Source organism: Nonomuraea solani, from assembly GCF_900108335.1.
GTDB lineage: Bacteria > Actinomycetota > Actinomycetes > Streptosporangiales > Streptosporangiaceae > Nonomuraea > Nonomuraea solani.
In genome coordinates this window covers 722140-741553 of sequence record NZ_FNVT01000001.1, presented here as the reverse complement: position 1 = coordinate 741553, position 19414 = coordinate 722140, and the positions used below count along the sequence as shown (strand labels likewise).

The following is a 19414-nucleotide window of genomic DNA, read 5'->3' as shown; positions in this document are numbered from 1 at the left end:
GCCATAAGTGCGGGACCGGTGGCCGGCGCCTTGGCGGAGACGAGGGTCGTGTTAGTCCGACCATCCCGTCGCGGCCTCCGACATCACGGGCAAGCTCCCCTCCGGCTCCGACGACAAGAAGCCGGTCGACGACTTCGGCCTCTCCGAGGCCATGGCCGGCCGTTCCAGTGGCCTGACCAAGCCGGAGCGCACGATCCGCATCGGCCGCACGTCCTACGTCAAAGGCGGCCTGACGGGCACCGCCCTGCCGGAGGGCAAGACGTGGTGGAAGCAGTCGCCGGGCTGGACGAGCGGGATCAACTCCATGTTCGGCGACTTCGTCAACGCCGCCGACCCGAGCACGTGGAAGGCGCTGCTGGCACGCTCCAAGCGGAGCGGCTCGACGTACAAGGGGTCGATGAGCGTCAAGGACCGGTCAAGCTGACCACGCGGCTGGAGACCGGCCAGGTCGGGCTGAGCAAGACCGCGATGGAGACCCGTTACACGGGCTGGGGCGCCAAGGTGTCGATCAAGACACCGCCCGCGAGCGCGGTCACCACGAAGCTCGACCCCGCCAAGGCCCAGATCCAGCTCCCCCGGCCCCCAAGCGCTGACCCGGCCCAGAACCTGACCTCCAGCCCGAAAAGCCGGCCCGGCCGGCGGCCGGGCTCAGGGCCTGACGTCCACCCAGGCCGGCGGCGGTCGGGCTAGGGTCTGATGTCCAGCCAGACCAGTCGGTGGTCGGAGCTGGGGAACGGGAACACGCCGGTCAATCGTGACAGCGGGTCGGCGGCCACCGGCCAGAAGACGCCGCCGCCCGTCACCTTCAGCCGCCGGGACGGCAGGACGTAGTCGGCGCGGAGGTTGCCGGGGGCTGTGTCGGAGAAGTCGGCCGTGTCGTACTTCGGGTCGCCGGTGTGCGTGGTGTTGGCACCGCCCTGCAGCACCGCGGCCTCCGCGGCGCCCGCGCTCGATGGCGCGAACGCGGCGTTGATCCTGGGGTGGCCGAGCAGTTGCCGGATCGCGTTCTGGTAGCTGTCGCCGTCGTGCGGATCGGCGTTCTGGTCACCGGCGATCACGAACGCCGCCCCCGGGGCCAGCCCGCCGCGCCGGCCGCGGTCGTCGTAGAGGTAGCCGCCCCCGCCGGGCCTGGTGTAGTCGGCCCACAGCCGGATCTCGTCGTGGTTGCGGCGCCCGTTGCGGTCCTCCGCGCCGTCGAACGTGGGCGGCGTGGGGTGGCTGACCAGGAAGTGCACGGTACGGTGCCCGACGCGTACCGGCAGGTCCCAGTGGCTCTTGGAGGACAGGCGGAAGACCCGCAGCTCCTCCGGCGAGTACCAGTCGGCGGGCGCCGGCGTCGCGGGGTCGTCGGGCAGGGCCGCGCCCGGCATGTCCTTCCACAGGAACCTCTGGAACGTCCGCACGGCGCGCACGTCGATCGGATGACGCGAGTAGACCACCATGCCGAACTGCCCGGGAAAGGCCCCGAACCCGAACGCGTCGTCCCCGTAACCGGCCGCGCCCGGCGTGGTCACCACGGCGCCGTTGTTGTTGAGGTCGAAGCCGGAGGCGATCCCGGTGTTGCTCGGGGCCGTGAACCGGTGCCGGTACGCGATCGGCCGCGCCCCGCCCTGCCCCACGGACAGGTAGTTGTCCTGGAACAGCCGGGCCGCCACGCCGCCGGCGTCGAAGTCGAACTCGTTGATGAGCACCACGTCGGGGCGGGCCCGCTGGACGATCTCGGCGATGACCTTCGCCTGCGCGTTGTCCGGCGTGGACAGGTCGGCGACCAGTTGCCCGTCGGCGGCGCGGTTGAGCGAGGCGTTGAAGGTGGCGAACCTGACCCGGTCGGCGGCCTCGGCGGCGCTCGTCCACAGGGGCACGACGGCGGCCGCGACGATGGCGGCCAGGACACACCGGAAGATCCTCACGATGCCTCACCTCGGAGGGAGCATGGCATTTCCCGGCGGCGTACGCCAGTAGGCTTTTTCGTCGGAGCCGGCGGGGCAGGTTGGAGCCGGCGAGGGAAGGGGTGGGGCATGCCGACGTCATCGGGTGGGAAGCCGCGGCCGCACCTCACGGGGTCCCAGGGTGGCGAGCCGAAATATCAGGCCATCTACCGACATCTCCTCGCCCAGATCGACGGCGGCGAACTCGAACCCGGCCAGCCGCTGCCCTCCCAGCGAGAGCTCGGCACCTACTACGGGGTCAGCCTCATGACGGTGCGGCAGGCGCTGCAGCGGCTCAGCACGGAGGGGCGCATCGAGCAGCGGCACGGGCTGGGCACGTTCGTGGCGGGAACCGTGATCCCGTACGGGCTCAACAGCCTGGGCAGCCTGGCCGAAGGGCTCGCCGGGCAGGGCATCGACCTGGAGACGGTGCTCCTGGGGGTGCGGCGGGCGCCGGCGCCCGGATGGGTGGCGGCGGAGCTGCGGCTCGCGCCGGACACCGAGGTCACCGTCGTCGAACGGCTGCGCAAGGTCGACGGCTCGCCCGTGATCCACCAGCTCTCCTACATCCCGCCGGGCCCGGCGGCCGAGCTGTCCGGCGACGAGCTGGGACGGGTGCCGCTCTACCGGCTCATCGAGGAGCGGGGCGGGGGGTCGCCGGAGTGGGCCACGGAGGCCATCAAACCGGTGGTCCTGTCGGAGGCCCAGGCGGCGCTGCTGCACCGGGCCGCCGGGGGTGCGGCGCTGATGAGCACGCGGGTGACGTACGACGCGACGGACCGGCCGCTGCTGGCGGACCTGGCCCTGATGTGCGCCTCCCACCTGGCCTTCACCACCAAACGCCACGCCTCGGAACCCGCCGTCTCCTTGCGCCTCGACCACTGACCCGGCCCCGTTGGCTCGGCCTGATTCTGGCGCACCACCGCGTTTTCCCTTCCCCACCGCACTTCGGCGCGATCCTTTCGAGATAGGGGATTGGGCAGGAGCCGGCGGTGAGCCCGGCCCGCTGGGCGGTGGCGGGCGAGGCGCCGAGCCGGGCGCTGGATCGGGGTGCCCGGTCCGCTGAGCTGCAGGCCGGAAGTGGGGTGGGAGCCGCTGGGCCGAGCGCCGGAAGCCGGGTCCGGCCCGCTGAGGCGGGAGCCGGGGGTGGGGTGCTAGGTGGGGGTTGGTCAGGTGGGAGGGCGTTGGCGGACGCCGGTCGCGAGGTCGTGGGCTACCGCCTGGACGGCGGACAGGGCGGTCGGTACGTCTGGGGCGTTCGCCAGGGCACGGACGAAGGCCGAGCCGGCGATCACGCCGTCCGCGAACTGGGCGATCTCGGCCGCCTGGGCGCCGTCACTGACGCCGAGACCCACGCAGATGGGCAGGTCCGTGACCTCCCTGGCGCGGGACACCAGCGCCCGTGCCCCCGCGCTCACCGCGTCCCGCTCCCCCGTCACCCCCATGAGCGAGGCCGCGTACACGAAGCCGCGGGACGAGCGGGCCGCCACATCGATCCGGTCCCTGGTGGAGGTGGGGGCGATGAGGTGGACGCGGTCGAGCCCGTGCCGGTCGGCCGCCGCGTGCCAGTTCGCCGCCTCGTCCGGGATCAGGTCGGGCGTGATCAGCCCGGCCCCGCCCGCCGCCGCCAGGTCCGCCGCGTACCGGTCCACCCCGTACCGATCGACGAGCGTCCAGTACGTCATCACCAGCGCGGGCACCCCCGCCAGCGCCCGGACGGCGGTGAATCCGTCCTCCGGGGTGACCCCGCCCGCCAGTGCCGCCTCGGTGGCGCGCTGGATGAGGGGCCCGTCGATGAGCGGGTCGGAATACGGGAGCCCGACCTCCACGATGTCCACCCCGCCGGCGACCATGGCCCGCATCGCCGCCACCGAGGTCTCGACGTCGGGGTAACCGACGGGGAGGTATCCGATCAGGGCGGCCCGGCCTTCGCGCCTGGCCCGTTCGATGACCGACCCCACGGTGACGTTCCCGGTCGTCTCCACGCCGGAGTGCGTCGTTCGCGTGCTCATGCGCCCTCCTCCACCAGACCGAAGTACCGGGCCGCCGTGTCCATGTCCTTGTCGCCGCGCCCCGAAAGGTTCACCAGCACCAGCCCGTCGGGCCCCAGGCGCCGTCCCTCTCTGAGCGCGCCCGCCAGCGCGTGCGCGCTCTCGATCGCCGGGATGATCCCCTCCGTACGGGCCAGCAGCTCGAACGCCTCCATGGCCTCCGCGTCCGGCACCGCCTCGTAGCGGGCCCGCCCGAGAGAGTGCAGCCAGGCATGCTCAGGACCGATGCCGGGATAGTCGAGCCCGGCCGAGATCGAGTGGCTCTCCAGGGTCTGGCCGTGGGTGTCCTGCAGCACGTACGTCCGCGTCCCGTGCAGAATCCCCGGCGACCCCCCGGAGACGGCCGCCGCGTGCAGTCCCGTCGAGATCCCGGCCCCGCCGGCCTCCAGCCCCACCAGCGCGACCCCGGGATCGTCCAGGAAGCCGTGGAAGAGGCCGATCGCGTTGGAGCCGCCGCCGACGCAGGCGCACACCACGTCGGGCAGCCGCCCCGCCAGCGAGAGCACCTGCTCGCGCGCCTCCGTCCCGATCACCCGCTGGAACTCGCGCACCATCGCCGGGAACGGATGCGGCCCGGCCACCGACCCGATCACGTAGTGGGTGTGCTCGACGTTGGTCACCCAGTCGCGCATGGCCTCGTTCATGGCGTCCTTGAGGGTGCGCGAACCCGACGTCACGGGCACGACGCGGGCCCCGAGCAGGCGCATGCGGACGACGTTGAGCGCCTGCCGCCGCATGTCCACCTCGCCCATGTAGATCACGGCCTCCAGCCCGAGGAGGGCGGCGGCGGTGGCGGCGGCGACGCCGTGCTGGCCGGCGCCGGTTTCGGCGATGATGCGCCGCTTGCCCATGCGCACGGTGAGCAGCGCCTGGCCGAGCACGTTGTTGATCTTGTGGGAGCCGGTGTGGTTGAGGTCCTCGCGCTTGAGCAGGATCCGCGCGTTCCCGGCGTGCCGGGCGAACGCCGGCGCCTCGGTGAGCAGGCTCGGCCGACCCGTGTAGTCGCGGTTCAGCGTGTCGAGCCGGTCGCGGAACTCCGGCTCCGACATCGCCTTGTGGAAGGCCGCCTCCAGTTCGTCCAGCGCCGCCACCAGCGCCTCCGGCGTGAACCGCCCGCCGAATTCGCCGAAGTAGGGCCCTTCATGCCCGGACAGTCCCACGACCGTCACCACCCATCGCGTGTTCTAGTCTTCTAGAACAGTTCTACACGATGGACGGTCCCTTCGCCAGACTCAAAGCCGGGACGACCCGATCGGCCCAGGCCGACAGCAGGTCGTCGAGCGCCGGCAACTGGGATTCGAGCACGGCCAGGCCCGGCGTCGGCACGGTCGCACCCAGCTCCACCAGCAACGGCCGCAGGTGCACCTCGACCGCCAGCGCATGCTTGGCATCCCCCATCACCAGCAGCGGCAGCGCCGCCTTCCCGGCCAGCGCGTCCGGCGGCAACCGGTCCAGGAACGCCTTGAGCAGCCCGGTGTAGGTGCCCTTGTAGGTCGGGCTGGCCACCACCAGCACGTCCGCCTCGCGTACCAGCTCCAAAGCCACCTCCACGCCGGGCGACGCGCCGGGCGCGAGCAGGTGCGGGCCGAGCGCCGACAGGTCCACGACCTCGTGGGGGCCGGCCGCGAGGCGGCTCCCGATCGCCCGCGCCGCCGCTTCGGCGACGGCCAGCGTCCTGGACCCCTCGCGGGGGTTGCCGACCACCGTGACAATGCCGCTCATGAGGCCACCGCCTGTTCGTATCGGGAGCGAGGTCTGGCCAGGCCGTAGTTGTCGCGGAGCGTACGGCCCTCGTACTCGTGCCGGAACAGCCCCCTGATCCGCAGTTCCGGCACCACGTGGTCGACGAAGTCGGACAGCCCGCCGGGCAGGATCGGCGGCATGATGTTGAAACCATCGGCCGCGCCGCCGGTGAACCACTCCTGGAGCCGATCGGCGATCTGCTCCGGCGTCCCGGCCATGACGAGGTGGCCCCGTCCGCCCGCCAGCCGGCCGATGAGCTGCCTGACCGTGAGGTGTTCGCGCCTGGCCAGGTCAACGACGAGCTTGCGGCGGCTCTGCGCCCCTTCCGTCTCGGCGGGCACGTCGGGCAGCGGCCCGTCCAGGTCGCCCTCGGTGAGGTCCAGGCCGGTCATGCGGGAGAGCTGCGCCAGCCCGTACGCGGGGATGATCAGGTCTTCCAGCTCCTTCTCCAGCAGCAGCGCCTCCCGCTCGGTCGAGCCGATGATCGGCGAGATGCCGGGCAGGACGAGCAGTTCGCCGGGTTTCCTCCCGTACGCGGCCAGCCGCCCCTTGAGGTCGTCGTAGAACTCCCGCGCCTCCTCCAGGGTCTGCTGGGCGGTGAAGACGGCCTCGGCGTAGTGGGCGGCGAACTCCTTGCCGTCCTCCGACGACCCGGCCTGCACCAGCAGCGGATGCCCCTGCGGCGGGCGGGAGGTGTTGAGCGGGCCGCGCACCGCGAAGTGCTCGCCCGCGTGCTCGATCGGGTGGATCTTGCCGGTGTCGGCGTAGCGGCCGGCCGCGCGGTCGCGCAGGATCGCGCCGTCCTCCCAGCTGTCCCACAGCTTGCGCGTGACCTCCAGGAACTCCGCCGCCCTGGCGTAGCGGCGGGCGTGCGAGGGACGCTCTATGCCGAAGTTGCCGGCCTCGGCCTCGCCGGCGGAGGTGACGATGTTCCAGCCGGCGCGGCCGCCGCTGATGTGGTCGAGCGAGGCGAACTTGCGGGCCACGTGGAAGGGCTCGTTGTACGTCGTCGACACCGTCGCGATGAGCCCGATGTGGTCGGTGACGGCGGCCAGGGCCGACAGCAGCGTGAGGGGTTCGAGCCCGCCGAGCGCGTTGTGGGCGACGTTGCCCTGCAGCGCCACGCCGTCGGCGAGGAAGACCGAGTCGAGCTTGCCACGCTCGGCGATCCTGGCCAGCTCCTGGTAGTGGCGGACGTCGGTGAGGCGAGCGGGCTCGGTGCGCGGGTGCCGCCAGGCGGCCTCGTGGTGGCCGACGCCCATGAGGAACGCGTTCAGGTGCAGCCTTCTCGTCACGTGTCCTCCTCCGCCTCGTCGTCGGGCAGGTCGTACCAGTGGACGTCGCCTTCGAGGCCCTCCAAGGCGTCGGGCCAGGTCTCAGCCATGGGCGGGCACCGCCTGGCCGGCGAGCGTGAGGAGCTCGCCCGCGCGCAGGTCGAGGCCGGACAGCGCCGTACGGGGTTCGGCGCGGCCCCTGGCCGGGAAGGTCTTGGTGACGTTCCGGATACTGATCTTGATGTCCGGGCTCATGCGCAAGAAGCTACGAGCCCGGCGCGACAAAGTCAACTTTTCCTACATGAGATATAGGAAATTATCCGGCCGATAGTCTCGTCCCGTACCCGCCGCTTGATCGAGGGAGCCCTTCGATGATCTTCATTACCGCGAAGTTCCGCGTCCTGCCCGAGCACGCCGACCGCTTCCAGGAGATCACCCGCGAGTTCACCGAGGCGACCCGCGCCGAGCCGGGCTGCCTGTGGTTCGACTGGTCGCGCAGCCTCGACGACCCCGCCGAATACGTGCTGGTGGAGGCGTTCCGCGACGGCGACGCGGGGGGCGCGCATGTGCGGTCGGCGCACTTCAAGCAGGCCCAGCAGACGCTCCCGCCCTACCTCGCCGAGACGCCCCGCATCGTCAACGCCACCGTCCCGCAGGACGACTGGTCCGAGCTGGGCGAGATGCGGGTGCCGGAGCGGGGCTGAGCCCCTTCAGCGCCCGCTCCGGACGTTCCCGTAGGCGAACAGGCCGAGCGGTCCTGGGCCCGTCGTCGGCTGCTCGGCGGTGATGGCCAGGGCGAGGGTGTTGGTCCCGTGCTCGTTCAACAGCCCGGCGGGGAGCGAGAACTCGCGCTGAGGGCCGATGTCGGCGCCGTACTGGCCGATGTTCCAGCCGTTCAGGAAGATCAGCACCCGGTACGCGGGCGACGGGTCGCCGCCGAAGCGCAACCCGACCGGCACGTCCTGGCCCTTGGGGAGGTCGAGGCGGAACGAGGTGCGCTGCCAGGTGACGCCGGGTGGCAGGGTGCCCGTGGCGCTGTTCCACGATTTATCGGGATATGTCGGCAGGTGCCAGCCGGTGCGTTCGCCGTACAGGCCACCGGTGCTGAGCGGGCCGCGGAGCCGGTCCGTGCCGGCGGTGCCCTGAATCCGCCAGGTGATCGGCGTGTCGCCGACGGAGGCGGCGACCAGGCCGCGGGGCTGCTTGAAGCGCAGGTCGTCGGCGATCCAGTCGTCGTTGTGGCCCGTGGTGGCGACGAGGACGGACAGCACATTGCCGGCCCCCGCCTTGAGCAGGCCGTCGGGGATGTCGAAGCGGCCGGGGCCCGGGTCGGGGTTGGGCGGGGTCGCCTGGTCGCCGGAGTCCGCCTGCACGCCGCCCGCCGCCGAGCCGAGGTAGCGGCCGTTCAGCCAGACCAGGTAGTTGCCGCGCAGGCCGGTGATGGCGTTCAGGTCGACTCTGGTCTCGGACCCGGTGGCGGTGAAGTGGCCGCGATACCAGACGTTGCCGTAGTGGAACCCGTAGTCGTCGGCGTACAGGACGGGCAGGGTCTTCGGCTTGTGCGGGCTGACGGTCGTGGTGTGGTCGGCGGCGGTCCAGCGGGAGTCGTCGAAGCCCGGCGCGGCCTCCGGCGACTCGGCGTGCGCGCGCCAGCCGGTCAGCGCGGGCAGGTGTGCCTGCCCGGGCGCGCGGGTGGCGCCGAGCAGGGAGCCGCTGGGCGTGCGGGTGACCCGGATCTCGTCCTGGCCGATCCGCAGCCGGTCGGCCGGGGTGAACACCTCGACGGGGCCGGCCTTCGTGTCCGCGGCCAGGCGCACGGTGTCGCCGTACGAGGTGGCCGAGCGGACCAGTTCGGTGCCGCGGACCAGCACGGGCCCGGCGGCGGTCTCGGCCCGCCAGAACTCGGCGGCCGTCTCGTCGGTGCCGATCAGGAGCAGCAGCGGCCGCCGCCCGCCACCCGTGACGAGCACCCGGGCCAGCCCTTCGTGGGCGTAGTCGAGGCGCAGGTCGCCTTCGTCATAAGTAACCCGCACCCGCCCTTCGAGCACCTTGACCGTAGGCCGGGAGGCGTAGCGCAGCACCGTGGCGCCCGGCGAACCCGCGGTGCCGTACAGGACGGCGACGTCCCGCCCGCCGATGGCGGCGTGGGTCATGATCTCCGAGCTGGACACGGCCAGGCGCTGGCCGCCCAGGTCGTACCCGGCGACCAGGACGTGCGCGTCACGCCCCTTGACCTGGACCGGCACCTGGTGACGGCCGTCGGGCGCGGCCCAGTCGAGGATGGTCTCGTCGGTGCTCGTCGCCGCCCGGTCCTCATGCCTGACCAGGACGAACTGGGTGCCGGTGTCGGGGTTCGCCCGGGCCACGGTGGTGAGCGCGGCGTTGCCCGAGGTCGCGGGCGAGGGCACCGCGCCGGTCTTGGCCAGCGGGGTGACCGCCTGGAGGAAGAGGCCCTGGCGCTTGAACTCATCGTATTTCGGCGTCAGTTGCCGGGCCTCGGTGATCGCGGCGCCGTAGTCGTAGGAGGTGTAGACGTCGTTGGGCTGGGCCAGCCAGCCCCAGTTCGTGCCGCCGTACCCCATGTAGTACGAGAACATCGTCGCGCCGGTCCGCATCAGGTTGTTCTTGTAGAAGAACTTCATGAACGCCGGCCCGGTCAGCTCCCGGCAGCGTTCGTATCCGGCGTTGCCCAGGTCGATGGCCCCGGCCTGATACTCGGCGGCGAAGACCGGGATGTCGTCGCGCAGCTTCTCGGTCAGGCCCTCGCCCCACGGCCCCCACAGCTCCGGGTTCGCGCACTCGAAGGACTGCGGATAGTCGTCCACGCCCGGGATCTGCACCGCGCCGGGCCCGGTCGCCCAGGTCGAGCTCCAGGACCCGGCGTCGCAGCAGTCGTTCGTGGTGATCGGCACCTCGATGCCGTCGGCGCGGGCCTGGTCCTGGATGTCCTGCATGTACGCGGCGTCGGTGTTGACCTGGTACTCGTTCTCCGCGTTGTAGAGGATCACCGGGCCGCCCTCGGTGACCTGGTGCCTGGCGATGATGGGATTGATCCGGTGCAGCCACTCCCGGTACGCCTCGCGATACCCGGCCTCGAAGCTGCGCGCCCGGCCCGGCACCGTCTTCAGCCAGGCCGGGAAGCCGCCGCCGGTGCTCTCGGCGTTGATGTACGGCCCCGGCCTGGCGATCACGTACAGGCCCGCCCGTTCGGCGGTGCGCAGCAGCCGGTCCACGTCGCGCACGCCGGTGAAGTCGTACACACCGGGCCGGGGCGAGTGGTAGGCCCACGAGAAGTACAGCGAGACGGCGTTGAACCCGGCCGCCTTGAACTTCTCCAGCACGTCCTCCCACAACTCCTGGCTGGGCAGCCGGAAATAGTGGAACTCGGCCGACTGCAGCACGATCCGGCGCCCGTCCACCATCAGCGAGTGCTCGTCGTAGGTCACCTCGCCCGCGGCCCGAGCCTGGCCCGGCACAGCCACGCAGGTCAGTAACAGGGCAAGGAGCACCGGGAACAAGCGCCTCATGGTCGCCTTCCAGGGGTCGGCTCGGAACGGCACGCGCCCCTTTAATTTGGCGACCATCCAAACAAAAGTCAACGGAGCAGGGCGACCCCGCGCTCCTCCAGCAGCACGGCGTCGGCCACCATCGCGGCCAGCTCCGGCGGCGGCGTGTGCGCGGCCGCCGCCACGGCCACCCGCGACCACTGCCCGCCCGCCTCCCGGTAGACCGCCGCCGCCTCGGCCCGGCCGGTCTCGGCCAGGAAGTCCGCGTAGAGCGGCCGGGTCGCGCCCGGCGCGGTGTACTCCACCTCCAGGCACTCGCTCAGCCGGTCGAGCAGCGGGCCAGGGTCGGCGAACCTGCGGGTCCAGCCCTGCTTCCCCTTGGTGTCGGCGAGCTGGGCGGCGAGTTTGCGCATGCCCGAGAGCCCGAAGTTGACGTCGAAGGCGTTGCCGAGCACCGGGCCGGTCAGCTTGGCGGCGGTGTCCGCGATCGCCCCGGCCACGTCGGGCTCCCCCGCCGCCGGCCCGGTGATCTCGATGAGCTGGTGCTTCTCCTTCGGCACCGCCGACCAGGCCGCCAGGAAGTCCTTGAGCGGCAGGTCGGCGGTGGCGTCGTCGCGCACCCGGACGACGTCGCCGGACAGCCCGGTCACGGCGACGTCCACGGGGTCGGGGAACGGCATCGCGTCCCGCCACGGCAGCAGGTGGCGGGCGACCCGGCACATGGGCTGCCGCCCGGCGTCGAGCGCGGCCCGCAGGTTGCGCTCGGCGACCTTGGCCGAGCCCGTCCGCCGGATCTCGTGCGGGGCTCCCGCCCTGGTCAGCGCGAGGGGGATCATCGGCGCGGGGTGGGCCTGGGCGACGATCGTGAGCATCGGCGGATGGCCCTGGTATTCGAAGACGAAGTACATGAACCCGATGCCGCCGCCGAGGCCGAGCAGCATGGCCTCGGAGTGGCCGCCGCCGAGCACGTGGCGCAGCAGCGCCGACTCGTGGTGGTGGCGCGCGCGGCCGGCGACGTGGCGCAGGGCGGTGGTGTAGGACTCGCCGGTCTTGGCCATGCGGTCGCGTACGCGGCGCTTGAGGTGTTTGTGGCCGGTCATGACAGTGCTCCCGAGGCGACCCCGCGCGAAGGACCCACGCTCCGGCCGCACGGCCCGCCGTCCAGAGAACCCGTGACGATCGAGACGTCGCCCCGAGGACATCGATCCCCTCTGCCTCCGCGGTGCCGCGCGGCGTGGGCGCGCGGTCAGGAGGTCGGGCGCGGGACGGCGCCGGTCCTCACCTTACCCCGGACGAGGCGAGAATGTTTTTTCCGGGTTATTGACGAAAATGCGTGGCGTGGGCAGACTCTGCGTCATGTCACAACCGCCTGGCCCCCTGTCGCAGCTCCGGCGCGGGCACGAAGAGCTCGTGCTCGGGCTGCTGCGCAAGCATGGCCCGCTCAGCCGGGGCGAGCTGGGCAAACGCTGTGGGCTGTCGCGCACGACCCTCTACGACATCCTCGCAGACCTGGTCGCCGCGGGCGCCGTGGTCACCGCCACCCAGCAGGAGGCGCCGCGCGGGCGCGGCAGGCCGGCCGAGACCCTGACCCTCAACCCGGACGCCGGCCAGGCGATCGGCATCGACTTCACCCGTCGCGGGCTGCACGTCGCCGCCGTCAACCTGGCGCACGAGATCGTCGGCTCGGCCAGCGAGCCGCACGCGGCCGACCTGCCCTGGGAAGGGCGGGTCGAGCTGGCGGAACGGCTCATCGGCTCCCTGACCGGCACGGGGTCGGGTGCGCTGCGCCTGGGCGCCCTCTCCGCGATCGGTGTCGGAGTCGTGGGCCCCGTCGAAGGCCCTGAACAGCCCGAGGACGATGAGGATCCGCCGCCGCACCCCGTACAACTGCTGCTGCACGAGCGGTTCGGCGTCCCGGTGCTGCTGGACAACAACACCCGGCTCGCCGCACTCGGCGAGGCGATCTGGGGCGCCGCCGCCGGCGGCCAGGACGTGCTGTACCTGCGCCTCTCCCACGGTGTCGGCGGCGGCCTGGTGGTCGGCGGGTCGCTGCACCGCGGCGCGTACGGCCTGTCCGGCGAGTTCGGCCACATCACGGTCGAGCCGGGCGGCGCCCGCTGCGGCTGCGGCGGCACCGGCTGCCTGGAGACCGTCGCCTCGATCAGGGCCGTGCTGGACGCCTACCGCGCCGCCGGCGGCCGCGCCGACGACGTGCCTGAGCTGATCAAGGCCGTCCAGTCCGGCGACGAGACGGCCCTGTGGCTGCTGGACGGCGTCGGCGCGCGGATCGGCGAGGTGCTCGCGGCCCTGTGCAACGCGATCGGCCCCAGCGTGATCGTGATCGGCGGCGAGCTGGCGGCGACCGGCGCCCCGCTGCTGGATCCGGTCGAGCGGGCGCTGGCCGAGCACGTCATGCCGGTCTCCCGGCACCGCGTGCGCCTGCGCCGGGCGACGCTCGGCGAGGCCGCCGGCGCGCTCGGCGGCATCGCGCTCGTGCTGCACGAATCCCCCCTGCTCGCTCGCTATCCGGCCGGCCCGGATCTCGCGGAGGACCCGATCTTGAATCAGACGAGGACCCCATGACCCAGCTCACCGCGCTGGGCAAGTCGCCGACGGCTCCGGCCGTGCGGCGCGGCCCCACGCGCTCGCGGCGCGCCATCGCGCTCAACCTGATCGCGGTCGTCGCCGGCCTCCTCGTGTGGACCCTGCTGGCCACGATCGGCGTGCAGGGGCTGCCCAATCCGCTCCAGGTGGCGGCCAAGGCGGGCGAGCTGCTCGCCGACGGCACGCTGGTGCTGGACGCGCTGGCCAGCCTGCGCCGGGTGCTGCTCGGCTTCCTGCTGGGCACGCTGCTGGCCATCCCGATCGGCTTCCTGATGGGCTGGTACGCCACCGCGCGCGGTCTGCTGGAGCCGTACGTGCAGTTCTTCCGCACGATCCCGCCGCTGGCGATCATCCCGCTGGCCATCGTGCTCATGGGCATCGGCGAGGTGCCGAAGGTCTTCGTGATCTTCCTGGCGTCGTTCCTGTCCAGCGTCGTGGCGACGTTCCAGGGCGTGGTCGACGTGGACAAGACGCTGATCAACGCCGCCCGCGTGCTCGGCGCCTCCGACCGGACCATCTTCCTCAAGGTCGTCGTGCCCGCGTCCACGCCGTTCATCCTGGTCGGGATGCGGGTCGGGCTCGGCTCCGCCTGGGGCACGCTGGTCGCCGCCGAGCTGATCGCCGCCCAAGAGGGCCTGGGCTTCCGGATGCAGCAGGCCCAGCTCTACTACGACCTGTCCACGATCTTCGTGGGCCTGATCGCCATCGGCGTGCTCGGCCTGCTGATGGACCGCCTGCTGCTGCTCGCCGAGCGCCGCCTCACCGACTGGCAGGAGCGCCGATGAACGCCAAGATCTCGTTCAGGGACGTGGTCAAGACCTACCCGATGAAGGACGAGACCTTCGTCGCGCTGGACCACGTGTCGCTGGACATCGCCGACCGCGAGTTCGTCACGGTCGTGGGCCCCTCGGGCTGCGGCAAGAGCACGCTGATGAGCATGGCCGCGGGGCTGGTCGAGCCCGGCGCGGGCGAGGTGCTGGTGGACGGCAGGCCGGTCACCGGCCCTGGCCCCGACCGTGGGGTGATCTTCCAGCAGTACGCGCTGTTCCCGTGGCTGACCGTGCGCAAGAACGTCGAGTTCGGCCTGAAGCTCATGGAGCTGCCCGCCGGCGAGCGCAGGCGGCGGGCCGAGCGGGCGATCGAGCTGGTCGGGCTGTCCGACTTCGCCGACGCGCTGCCCAAGACGCTGTCGGGCGGCATGAAGCAGCGCTGCGCGATCGCCCGCGCGTACGCGGTCAACCCGCAGGTCCTGCTCATGGACGAGCCGTTCGGCGCCCTCGACGCGCTCACCCGGGTGCAACTGCAGGACCAGCTCCTCGACACCTGGAGCCAGGAGCAGCGCACGGTCATGTTCATCACCCACGACGTGGACGAGGCCGTCTACCTGGCCAGGCGGGTCATCGTGATGGCCGCCAGGCCAGGCCGCATCCAGCAGGTCATCGACGTGGACCTGCCCTACCCGAGGACCGAGGAGATGCGGCTGTCGCCCGAGTTCGGGCGCATCCGCAACGAGGTCTGGCACGCCGTCTACCACCAGGCTCCCGCCGCGTCCGCGGCCTGAACCTCCCCCAGAAAGGACTGATCCGCCATGCGTTCTCTTCGTCGCGCCCTGACGGCCGCCTCGGCGGTGAGCCTCATAGCACTGTCCGTGACCGCCTGCTCCGACGACGGCTCCACGGTCAGGTTCGGCTACATCAGCGACTACAACGGCGCCAGCCTGCTCGCGATCGCCGAGAAGCAGGGCCTGTGGGACAAGCAGGGCCTCACCCCGGAGATCAAGGTCTTCACCAACGGGCCGCTGCAGATCCAGGCGCTCGGCGCCGGTGACCTCGACTTCGGCTACATCGGCCCGGGCGCGATGTGGCTGCCCGCCTCGGGCAAGGCCAAGGTCGTCGCGATCAACACCCTGGCGTACGCCGACCGCGTCATCGGCCGGCCCGGCGTCAACAGCCTCCAGGACCTCAAGGGCAAGAAGGTCGGGGTGCCGGAGGGCACGTCCGGCGACATGGTGCTCAACCTGGCGCTGCGGAAGGCCGGCATGACGGTCAAGGACATCCAGAAGGTGCCCATGGACCCGGCCACCGTCGTGTCGGCGTTCGCCGCCGGGCAGATCGACGGCGCCGGGATCTGGTACCCGCTGATCGACACGATCAAGCAGAAGGTGCCCGGCACGACCGAGCTGGCCAGCACCAAGGAGTTCCCCGACAGCTCGTTCCCGACCGCGTTCGTGGGCGGCACCGGTGTGGACGGGGCGCTCACCAGCAAGGTGATCAAGGTGCTGCAGGAGGCCAACGACTGGCGGGCCGCGCACCCCGAGGAGTCGATCACCGAGGCGGCCGCGCTGCTCAAGCTGGACGCGGCCAAGGTCAAGGCCGACGCGGCGAACGTCCAGACGATGACCACCGCCGACCTGGTCGCCAAGACCAAGGACGGCACCGTGGCCAAGTGGCTGAACAGCCTGGGCGACTTCTTCGTCGGCACCGGCCAGCTCAAGTCGAAGCCCGACCCGGCCACGTACTACACCGGTGACCTCTACGAAAAGGCATTCTCCAAGTGAACCTGCTGTTCCTGATGACCGACCAGCACCGCGTCGACACCCTGGGCTGCTACGGCAACCCGCACGTGGCCACGCCCAACCTGGACCGGCTGGCCGCGAGCGGCACGCGCTTCGATCGGTTCTACACGCCGACGGCCATCTGCACGCCCGCGCGGGCCAGCCTGCTCACCGGGCAGGCGCCGTTCCGGCACCGGCTGCTGGCGAACTACGAGCGCAACGTCGGTTATCTGGAGGACCTGCGGGAGGACGCGTTCACCTTCCCGGAGGCGCTCAAGGAACGTGGGTACCAGCTCGGGCTGATCGGCAAGTGGCACGGCGGCACCAGCCGCAACGCCGCCTCGTACGGCTTCGACGGGCCCGACCTGCCGGGCTGGCACAACCCGGTGGACCACCCCGACTACCTGGCCTACCTGGAGGAGCGGGGGCTGCCGCCGTACAAGATCTCGGAGTTGATCAGGGGCACCACGCCGAACGGCAACCAGGGCAACCTGCTGGCGGCGCGGCTGCACCAGCCGGTCGAGGCGACGTTCGAGCACTACCTGGCGACCAGGGCCATCGAGCACCTGGAGCGGTACGCGGCGGACGGCCGGCCGTTCTTCCTGGCCACGCACTTCTTCGGGCCGCACCTGCCGTATTTGCTGCCCGACGAGTATTTCGACATGTACGACCCGGCCCTGGTGGAGCTGCCGGTCTCGATCGCGGAGACGTTCGAGGGCAAGCCGCCGGTGCAGCGCAACTACAGCGCGCACTGGACGTTCGACACGATCCCGATCGAGGTCACCCGCAAGCTGATCGCGGTCTACTGGGGCTACGTCACCCTCATCGACCAGCAGATCGGCCGCATCCTCGACCGCATGGACGAGCTGGGCCTGACGGACCGGACCTCGGTCTTCTTCACCGCCGACCACGGCGAGTTCACCGGCGCCCACCGCCTGCACGACAAGGGCCCGGCCATGTACGAGGACATCTACCGCATCCCCGGCATCGTCCGGATCCCCGGCCAGGAGCCGCAGGTCAGGAACGAGTTCGTGAACCTGACCGACTGCACCGCCACGATCCTCGAACTGGCCGGCTGTGACACCAAGCCCGCCGTGGACAGCCGCAGCCTGGTCCCCCTGGTGAGCGGCGAGCACCCCGAGTGGCCCGCCGAACTGCTCGCCGAGTTCCACGGCCACCACTTCCCGTACCCGCAACGCATGATCCGCGACGACCGCTACAAGCTGATCGTCAACCCGGAGTCGGTCAACGAGCTGTACGACCTGCGGCGCGACCCGCACGAGCTGAGCAACCGGTACACCCACCCGGAGCTGGCCCCGGTCCGCCGCCGCCTGAGCCGCAGGCTGTACGACCTGCTGCGCGAGCGCGGCGACAACTTCTACCACTGGATGACGCCCATGTACGACATCGGCGCCCTGGACTACGACCCCACGCTGAGCTCCTTCGAGAAAGAAGAACCCTCCCCATGAGGACCTTCCTCGGCATCTCCGCGCTGCTGGCGGGGCTGATCGTCAGCCCGTTACCGGCCGCGGCGGCGGCACCCCCCACGTACTCCAACCCGGTGTCGGCCGGCACGGTCGACACCTTCCCCGACCCGGCGATGATCCACGCCAGGGACGGCCTCTGGTACGCCTACGGCACCCAGAACCCCGTGTTCAACAGCAAGGGCGAGGACGGCGAGCGCATCCTGCCGATCCTGCGCTCGAAGGACATGGTGAGCTGGGAGTACGCCGGTGAGGTGTTCACCCCGGCGACGAAGCCCGCCTGGCACGACGGCGCGCGCCTCTGGGCGCCCGACATCCGTTACATCAAGGGCGCCTACCACCTGTACTACTCGCTCGCCAGCGGCGACCTGGGCCTGGCGACCGCGCCGACGCCGGCGGGGCCGTGGACGGACCGGGGCGACATCCTGCCGGCCGCGACCCAGTCCACCTGCCCCACCGGGCACATCGACCAGGCGCAGTTCACCGACGTCGACGGCACCAACTACATGTACTGGGGCAGCTACGACGTCATCTGCGTGGCGCGGATGAACGCCGGCGCGACCCTGGTGGAGGGCACGGCCACGCAGGTGGCCAGGGGCCGCCGCATGGAGGGCGGCTACGTCGTCCGCCGGGGCGGCTTCTACTACATCTTCTACTCCGACGCCGGCTGCTGCGACGGCGCCTTCAGCGGCTACCAGGTCAAGGTCGGCCGCTCCACCAGCCCGTCCGGCCCGTTCACGGACGACGAGGGCGTGGACCTGATGGCCCTGACCAGCAAGGGCGCCATCGTGGCCGGCTCCAACGGCAACAAGTGGGCCGGGCCGGGGCACAGCGGCTTCCAGACCGACCTGGCGGGCCAGGACTGGCTGGTCTACCACGCGATCTCGACGGCCGACCCGGACTTCGGGCCGGTCACCGGGGCGCGGGCGAACCTGAGCAGGCGCCCGCTGCTGATCGACCGCCTGGACTGGATCGACGGCTGGCCCGTGGTCCGCGCCGGGGCCGGGCCGTCGGAGGGCGCGCAGCCGGCGCCGGTGACCTCGTACGACGTGGGCGGCACGTTCGGCGAGGGCTCGACGACCGGCTGGCGTACCGAGGGCGGCTCCTGGACGACCAGATCCGCGCAGGACCCGCACGGCTACGTGTCCCACCTCGGCACCGGCACCGGCTACCTGGTCACCGGCCGCAAGACGGCGGTCGCCGACGTGCGCGCGCAGGCCGACGTGCGGGTCACCGGGTCCGGCGCGGCCGGGCTGACGCTCGCCTTCTTCGATCGCGGCAACCACGTGTCGGCCCGTTTGGACCGGCAGCGCGGCGCCCTGGTCACCGACGTGGTGGCCGGCGGCCAGAGCCGCGGCGAGACCGTGACGGCGCTGCCGGCCGGCTTCGACTACGGCACCTGGCACACGGTCGTCGCCGAGCTGCGCGGCACCGAACTGTCGGTGCAGGTCAGCGCCGACAAGCTGGGCGACCCGGTGGCGGTGCAGCGGCGTACGCTGCCGGCGGCCGCGGCACGGCCCGGCTCGGCCGGCGCGATCGCGCGCGGCCGGGCCGACGCCGACAACGTGGGCGCCGCCAGGCTCTACACGCCCGTCACGCAACGGATCCCCGAGCCCCGGCAGGGCACGTCGCTGCCCGCCCACAGCGACGAGTTCGACGGCTCGGCGGTGGACGCGGCGTGGCGCTGGGTCCGCGGCCCGGCGGCCGGGGTGACGGTGTCCGGCGGCGCGCTGTCGTGGCCGACCCAGAACGCCGAGCTGCACCAGGCCAACAACACGGCGTCGGTGCTGCTCAGGGACGCCCCTGACGGCGACTACACGGTGGAGGCCAAGCTGCGCTTCGCGCCGGCGCAGGGCAACCAGCAGGCCGGCATCCTGCTGTACGAGAACGACGACCGCTACTTCAAGATGGCCCACTCGGCCATCCCGCTGTCCCGGGGAAACGGGGCTTTGCTGCGGATGAGCGAGTTCGCCAAGGAGGGCGAGCGGCCGACGACCACCCCGCCGATGGCGGTGGCCAACGCCCCGATGTTCGGTGGGCCGGCGGCGGAGACGATGTGGCTGCGGCTGTCGTACCACCATGACGCGGCGAACAACGAGACGGAGGTCAGGGCGGCCACCAGCCGGGACGGCTCTCGCTGGGTGCGCAACGGCGTCTGGACGCTGCCCGCCAAGGACAAGCTCAAGATCGGCCTGTTCTCGATGAACCGGTCGGGCGCGGTGGCCGCGTTCGACTACGTCAGGACCTACCAGGACTGATCGCGCACACCG

19 protein-coding genes are annotated in these 19414 nt (G+C 71.7%); 10 read left to right on the top strand and 9 right to left on the bottom strand.

Translation table 11 applies throughout. The annotated features are described in order from the left end of the window. Positions 1–151: 151 nt before the first annotated feature. Positions 152–424, top strand: a complete 273-nt coding sequence (locus C4V41_RS03320) for a hypothetical protein (RefSeq protein ID WP_103954197.1) — start codon at positions 152–154, stop codon at positions 422–424. Beyond that, complete coding sequence (locus C4V41_RS61650) at positions 343–690, top strand: hypothetical protein (protein WP_160150153.1); 348 nt, start codon at positions 343–345, stop codon at positions 688–690. The genes C4V41_RS03320 and C4V41_RS61650 overlap by 82 nt, the downstream gene beginning before the upstream one ends. Here C4V41_RS61650 and C4V41_RS03310 read toward each other — a convergent pair. Continuing rightward, positions 687–1910, bottom strand: a complete 1224-nt coding sequence (locus C4V41_RS03310; protein WP_407669904.1) for an endonuclease/exonuclease/phosphatase family protein — start codon at positions 1908–1910, stop codon at positions 687–689. The two genes, C4V41_RS61650 and C4V41_RS03310, sit on opposite strands and share 4 nt — an antisense overlap. A 108-nt stretch (positions 1911–2018) precedes the next feature. Here C4V41_RS03310 and C4V41_RS03305 point away from each other — a divergent pair, with 108 nt between their 5' ends. Then, positions 2019–2813 carry a GntR family transcriptional regulator gene (locus tag C4V41_RS03305; RefSeq protein ID WP_103954194.1) on the top strand — a complete coding sequence of 265 codons (795 nt, stop codon included), beginning with the start codon at positions 2019–2021 and terminating at the stop codon, positions 2811–2813. A gap of 284 nt (positions 2814–3097) precedes the next feature. Here the strand turns inward: C4V41_RS03305 and trpA are convergent, their stop codons facing one another. The 6 genes from trpA to C4V41_RS61645 are packed head-to-tail and all read right to left on the bottom strand — an operon-like array spanning position 3098 to position 7251. Further along, entirely contained in the window at positions 3098–3940 is an 843-nt protein-coding gene (gene trpA, locus C4V41_RS03300; protein ID WP_103954193.1) for a tryptophan synthase subunit alpha, read from the bottom strand. Then, positions 3937–5148, bottom strand: coding sequence for a tryptophan synthase subunit beta (gene trpB, locus C4V41_RS03295; protein WP_235029881.1), 1212 nt, complete (start codon positions 5146–5148; stop codon positions 3937–3939). The genes trpA and trpB overlap by 4 nt, the downstream gene beginning before the upstream one ends. Before the next feature lie 34 nt (positions 5149–5182). Next, positions 5183–5701, bottom strand: coding sequence for an NADPH-dependent FMN reductase (locus C4V41_RS03290; protein WP_103954191.1), 519 nt, complete (start codon positions 5699–5701; stop codon positions 5183–5185). After that, the gene (locus C4V41_RS03285) at positions 5698–7017 is read right to left on the bottom strand and encodes an LLM class flavin-dependent oxidoreductase (protein WP_200823713.1); all 1320 of its coding nucleotides are present in this window, start codon (positions 7015–7017) and stop codon (positions 5698–5700) included. Before C4V41_RS03285 ends, C4V41_RS03290 begins: the two co-directional genes overlap by 4 nt. Continuing rightward, the gene (locus C4V41_RS63940; protein WP_235029880.1) at positions 7014–7106 is read right to left on the bottom strand and encodes a TfoX/Sxy family protein; all 93 of its coding nucleotides are present in this window, start codon (positions 7104–7106) and stop codon (positions 7014–7016) included. Before C4V41_RS63940 ends, C4V41_RS03285 begins: the two co-directional genes overlap by 4 nt. After that, positions 7099–7251, bottom strand: coding sequence for a hypothetical protein (locus C4V41_RS61645; protein WP_160150152.1), 153 nt, complete (start codon positions 7249–7251; stop codon positions 7099–7101). The genes C4V41_RS63940 and C4V41_RS61645 overlap by 8 nt, the downstream gene beginning before the upstream one ends. 116 nt (positions 7252–7367) lie before the next feature. Between C4V41_RS61645 and C4V41_RS03280 the strand changes: the two genes are divergently transcribed. Further along, positions 7368–7700, top strand: a complete 333-nt coding sequence (locus C4V41_RS03280) for a putative quinol monooxygenase (RefSeq protein WP_103954190.1) — start codon at positions 7368–7370, stop codon at positions 7698–7700. A gap of 6 nt (positions 7701–7706) precedes the next feature. Here the strand turns inward: C4V41_RS03280 and C4V41_RS03275 are convergent, their stop codons facing one another. Next, a complete protein-coding gene (locus C4V41_RS03275) occupies positions 7707–10523 on the bottom strand; it encodes a beta-galactosidase (RefSeq protein WP_103954189.1) in 2817 nt (938 codons plus the stop codon). Between the two features lie 68 nt (positions 10524–10591). Beyond that, positions 10592–11602, bottom strand: coding sequence for a BtrH N-terminal domain-containing protein (locus C4V41_RS03270; protein ID WP_160150151.1), 1011 nt, complete (start codon positions 11600–11602; stop codon positions 10592–10594). A 256-nt stretch (positions 11603–11858) separates the two neighbouring features. On the opposite strand from C4V41_RS03270, the gene C4V41_RS03265 reads away from it, so the two are divergent. From C4V41_RS03265 to C4V41_RS03240, 6 genes are read left to right on the top strand one after another with little or no spacing between them, the layout of a single operon-like run. Further along, a complete protein-coding gene (locus tag C4V41_RS03265) occupies positions 11859–13085 on the top strand; it encodes an ROK family transcriptional regulator (protein ID WP_103954187.1) in 1227 nt (408 codons plus the stop codon). Continuing rightward, positions 13082–13891 (top strand): ABC transporter permease, encoded by an 810-nt coding sequence (locus C4V41_RS03260; protein WP_200823712.1) that lies wholly within the window; start codon positions 13082–13084, stop codon positions 13889–13891. The genes C4V41_RS03265 and C4V41_RS03260 overlap by 4 nt, the downstream gene beginning before the upstream one ends. Continuing rightward, entirely contained in the window at positions 13888–14667 is a 780-nt protein-coding gene (locus C4V41_RS03255) for an ABC transporter ATP-binding protein (RefSeq protein WP_103954186.1), read from the top strand. The genes C4V41_RS03260 and C4V41_RS03255 overlap by 4 nt, the downstream gene beginning before the upstream one ends. Positions 14668–14694: 27 nt before the next feature. Next, positions 14695–15663: an aliphatic sulfonate ABC transporter substrate-binding protein gene (locus C4V41_RS03250; protein WP_103954185.1), complete on the top strand. Its 969-nt coding sequence runs from the start codon at positions 14695–14697 to the stop codon at positions 15661–15663. Next, positions 15660–17129, top strand: coding sequence for a sulfatase-like hydrolase/transferase (locus C4V41_RS03245; protein ID WP_103954184.1), 1470 nt, complete (start codon positions 15660–15662; stop codon positions 17127–17129). Before C4V41_RS03250 ends, C4V41_RS03245 begins: the two co-directional genes overlap by 4 nt. Continuing rightward, complete coding sequence (locus C4V41_RS03240) at positions 17126–19402, top strand: family 43 glycosylhydrolase (RefSeq protein WP_103954183.1); 2277 nt, start codon at positions 17126–17128, stop codon at positions 19400–19402. Before C4V41_RS03245 ends, C4V41_RS03240 begins: the two co-directional genes overlap by 4 nt. Positions 19403–19414: the final 12 nt, after the last annotated feature.

What these genes read in the sequence shown, in the direction of transcription:
- C4V41_RS03320 (WP_103954197.1), top strand. Translation starts at nt 152, where the DNA reads ATGGCCGGCCGTTCCAGTGGCCTGACCAAGCCGGAGCGCACGATCCGC.
- C4V41_RS03305 (WP_103954194.1), top strand. Translation starts at nt 2,019, where the DNA reads ATGCCGACGTCATCGGGTGGGAAGCCGCGGCCGCACCTCACGGGGTCC.
- trpA (WP_103954193.1), bottom strand. Translation starts at nt 3,940, where the DNA reads ATGAGCACGCGAACGACGCACTCCGGCGTGGAGACGACCGGGAACGTC.
- C4V41_RS03290 (WP_103954191.1), bottom strand. Translation starts at nt 5,701, where the DNA reads ATGAGCGGCATTGTCACGGTGGTCGGCAACCCCCGCGAGGGGTCCAGG.
- C4V41_RS63940 (WP_235029880.1), bottom strand. Translation starts at nt 7,106, where the DNA reads ATGGCTGAGACCTGGCCCGACGCCTTGGAGGGCCTCGAAGGCGACGTC.
- C4V41_RS61645 (WP_160150152.1), bottom strand. Translation starts at nt 7,251, where the DNA reads ATGAGCCCGGACATCAAGATCAGTATCCGGAACGTCACCAAGACCTTC.
- C4V41_RS03280 (WP_103954190.1), top strand. Translation starts at nt 7,368, where the DNA reads ATGATCTTCATTACCGCGAAGTTCCGCGTCCTGCCCGAGCACGCCGAC.
- C4V41_RS03275 (WP_103954189.1), bottom strand. Translation starts at nt 10,523, where the DNA reads ATGAGGCGCTTGTTCCCGGTGCTCCTTGCCCTGTTACTGACCTGCGTG.
- C4V41_RS03270 (WP_160150151.1), bottom strand. Translation starts at nt 11,602, where the DNA reads ATGACCGGCCACAAACACCTCAAGCGCCGCGTACGCGACCGCATGGCC.
- C4V41_RS03265 (WP_103954187.1), top strand. Translation starts at nt 11,859, where the DNA reads ATGTCACAACCGCCTGGCCCCCTGTCGCAGCTCCGGCGCGGGCACGAA.
- C4V41_RS03260 (WP_200823712.1), top strand. Translation starts at nt 13,082, where the DNA reads ATGACCCAGCTCACCGCGCTGGGCAAGTCGCCGACGGCTCCGGCCGTG.
- C4V41_RS03255 (WP_103954186.1), top strand. Translation starts at nt 13,888, where the DNA reads ATGAACGCCAAGATCTCGTTCAGGGACGTGGTCAAGACCTACCCGATG.
- C4V41_RS03250 (WP_103954185.1), top strand. Translation starts at nt 14,695, where the DNA reads ATGCGTTCTCTTCGTCGCGCCCTGACGGCCGCCTCGGCGGTGAGCCTC.
- C4V41_RS03240 (WP_103954183.1), top strand. Translation starts at nt 17,126, where the DNA reads ATGAGGACCTTCCTCGGCATCTCCGCGCTGCTGGCGGGGCTGATCGTC.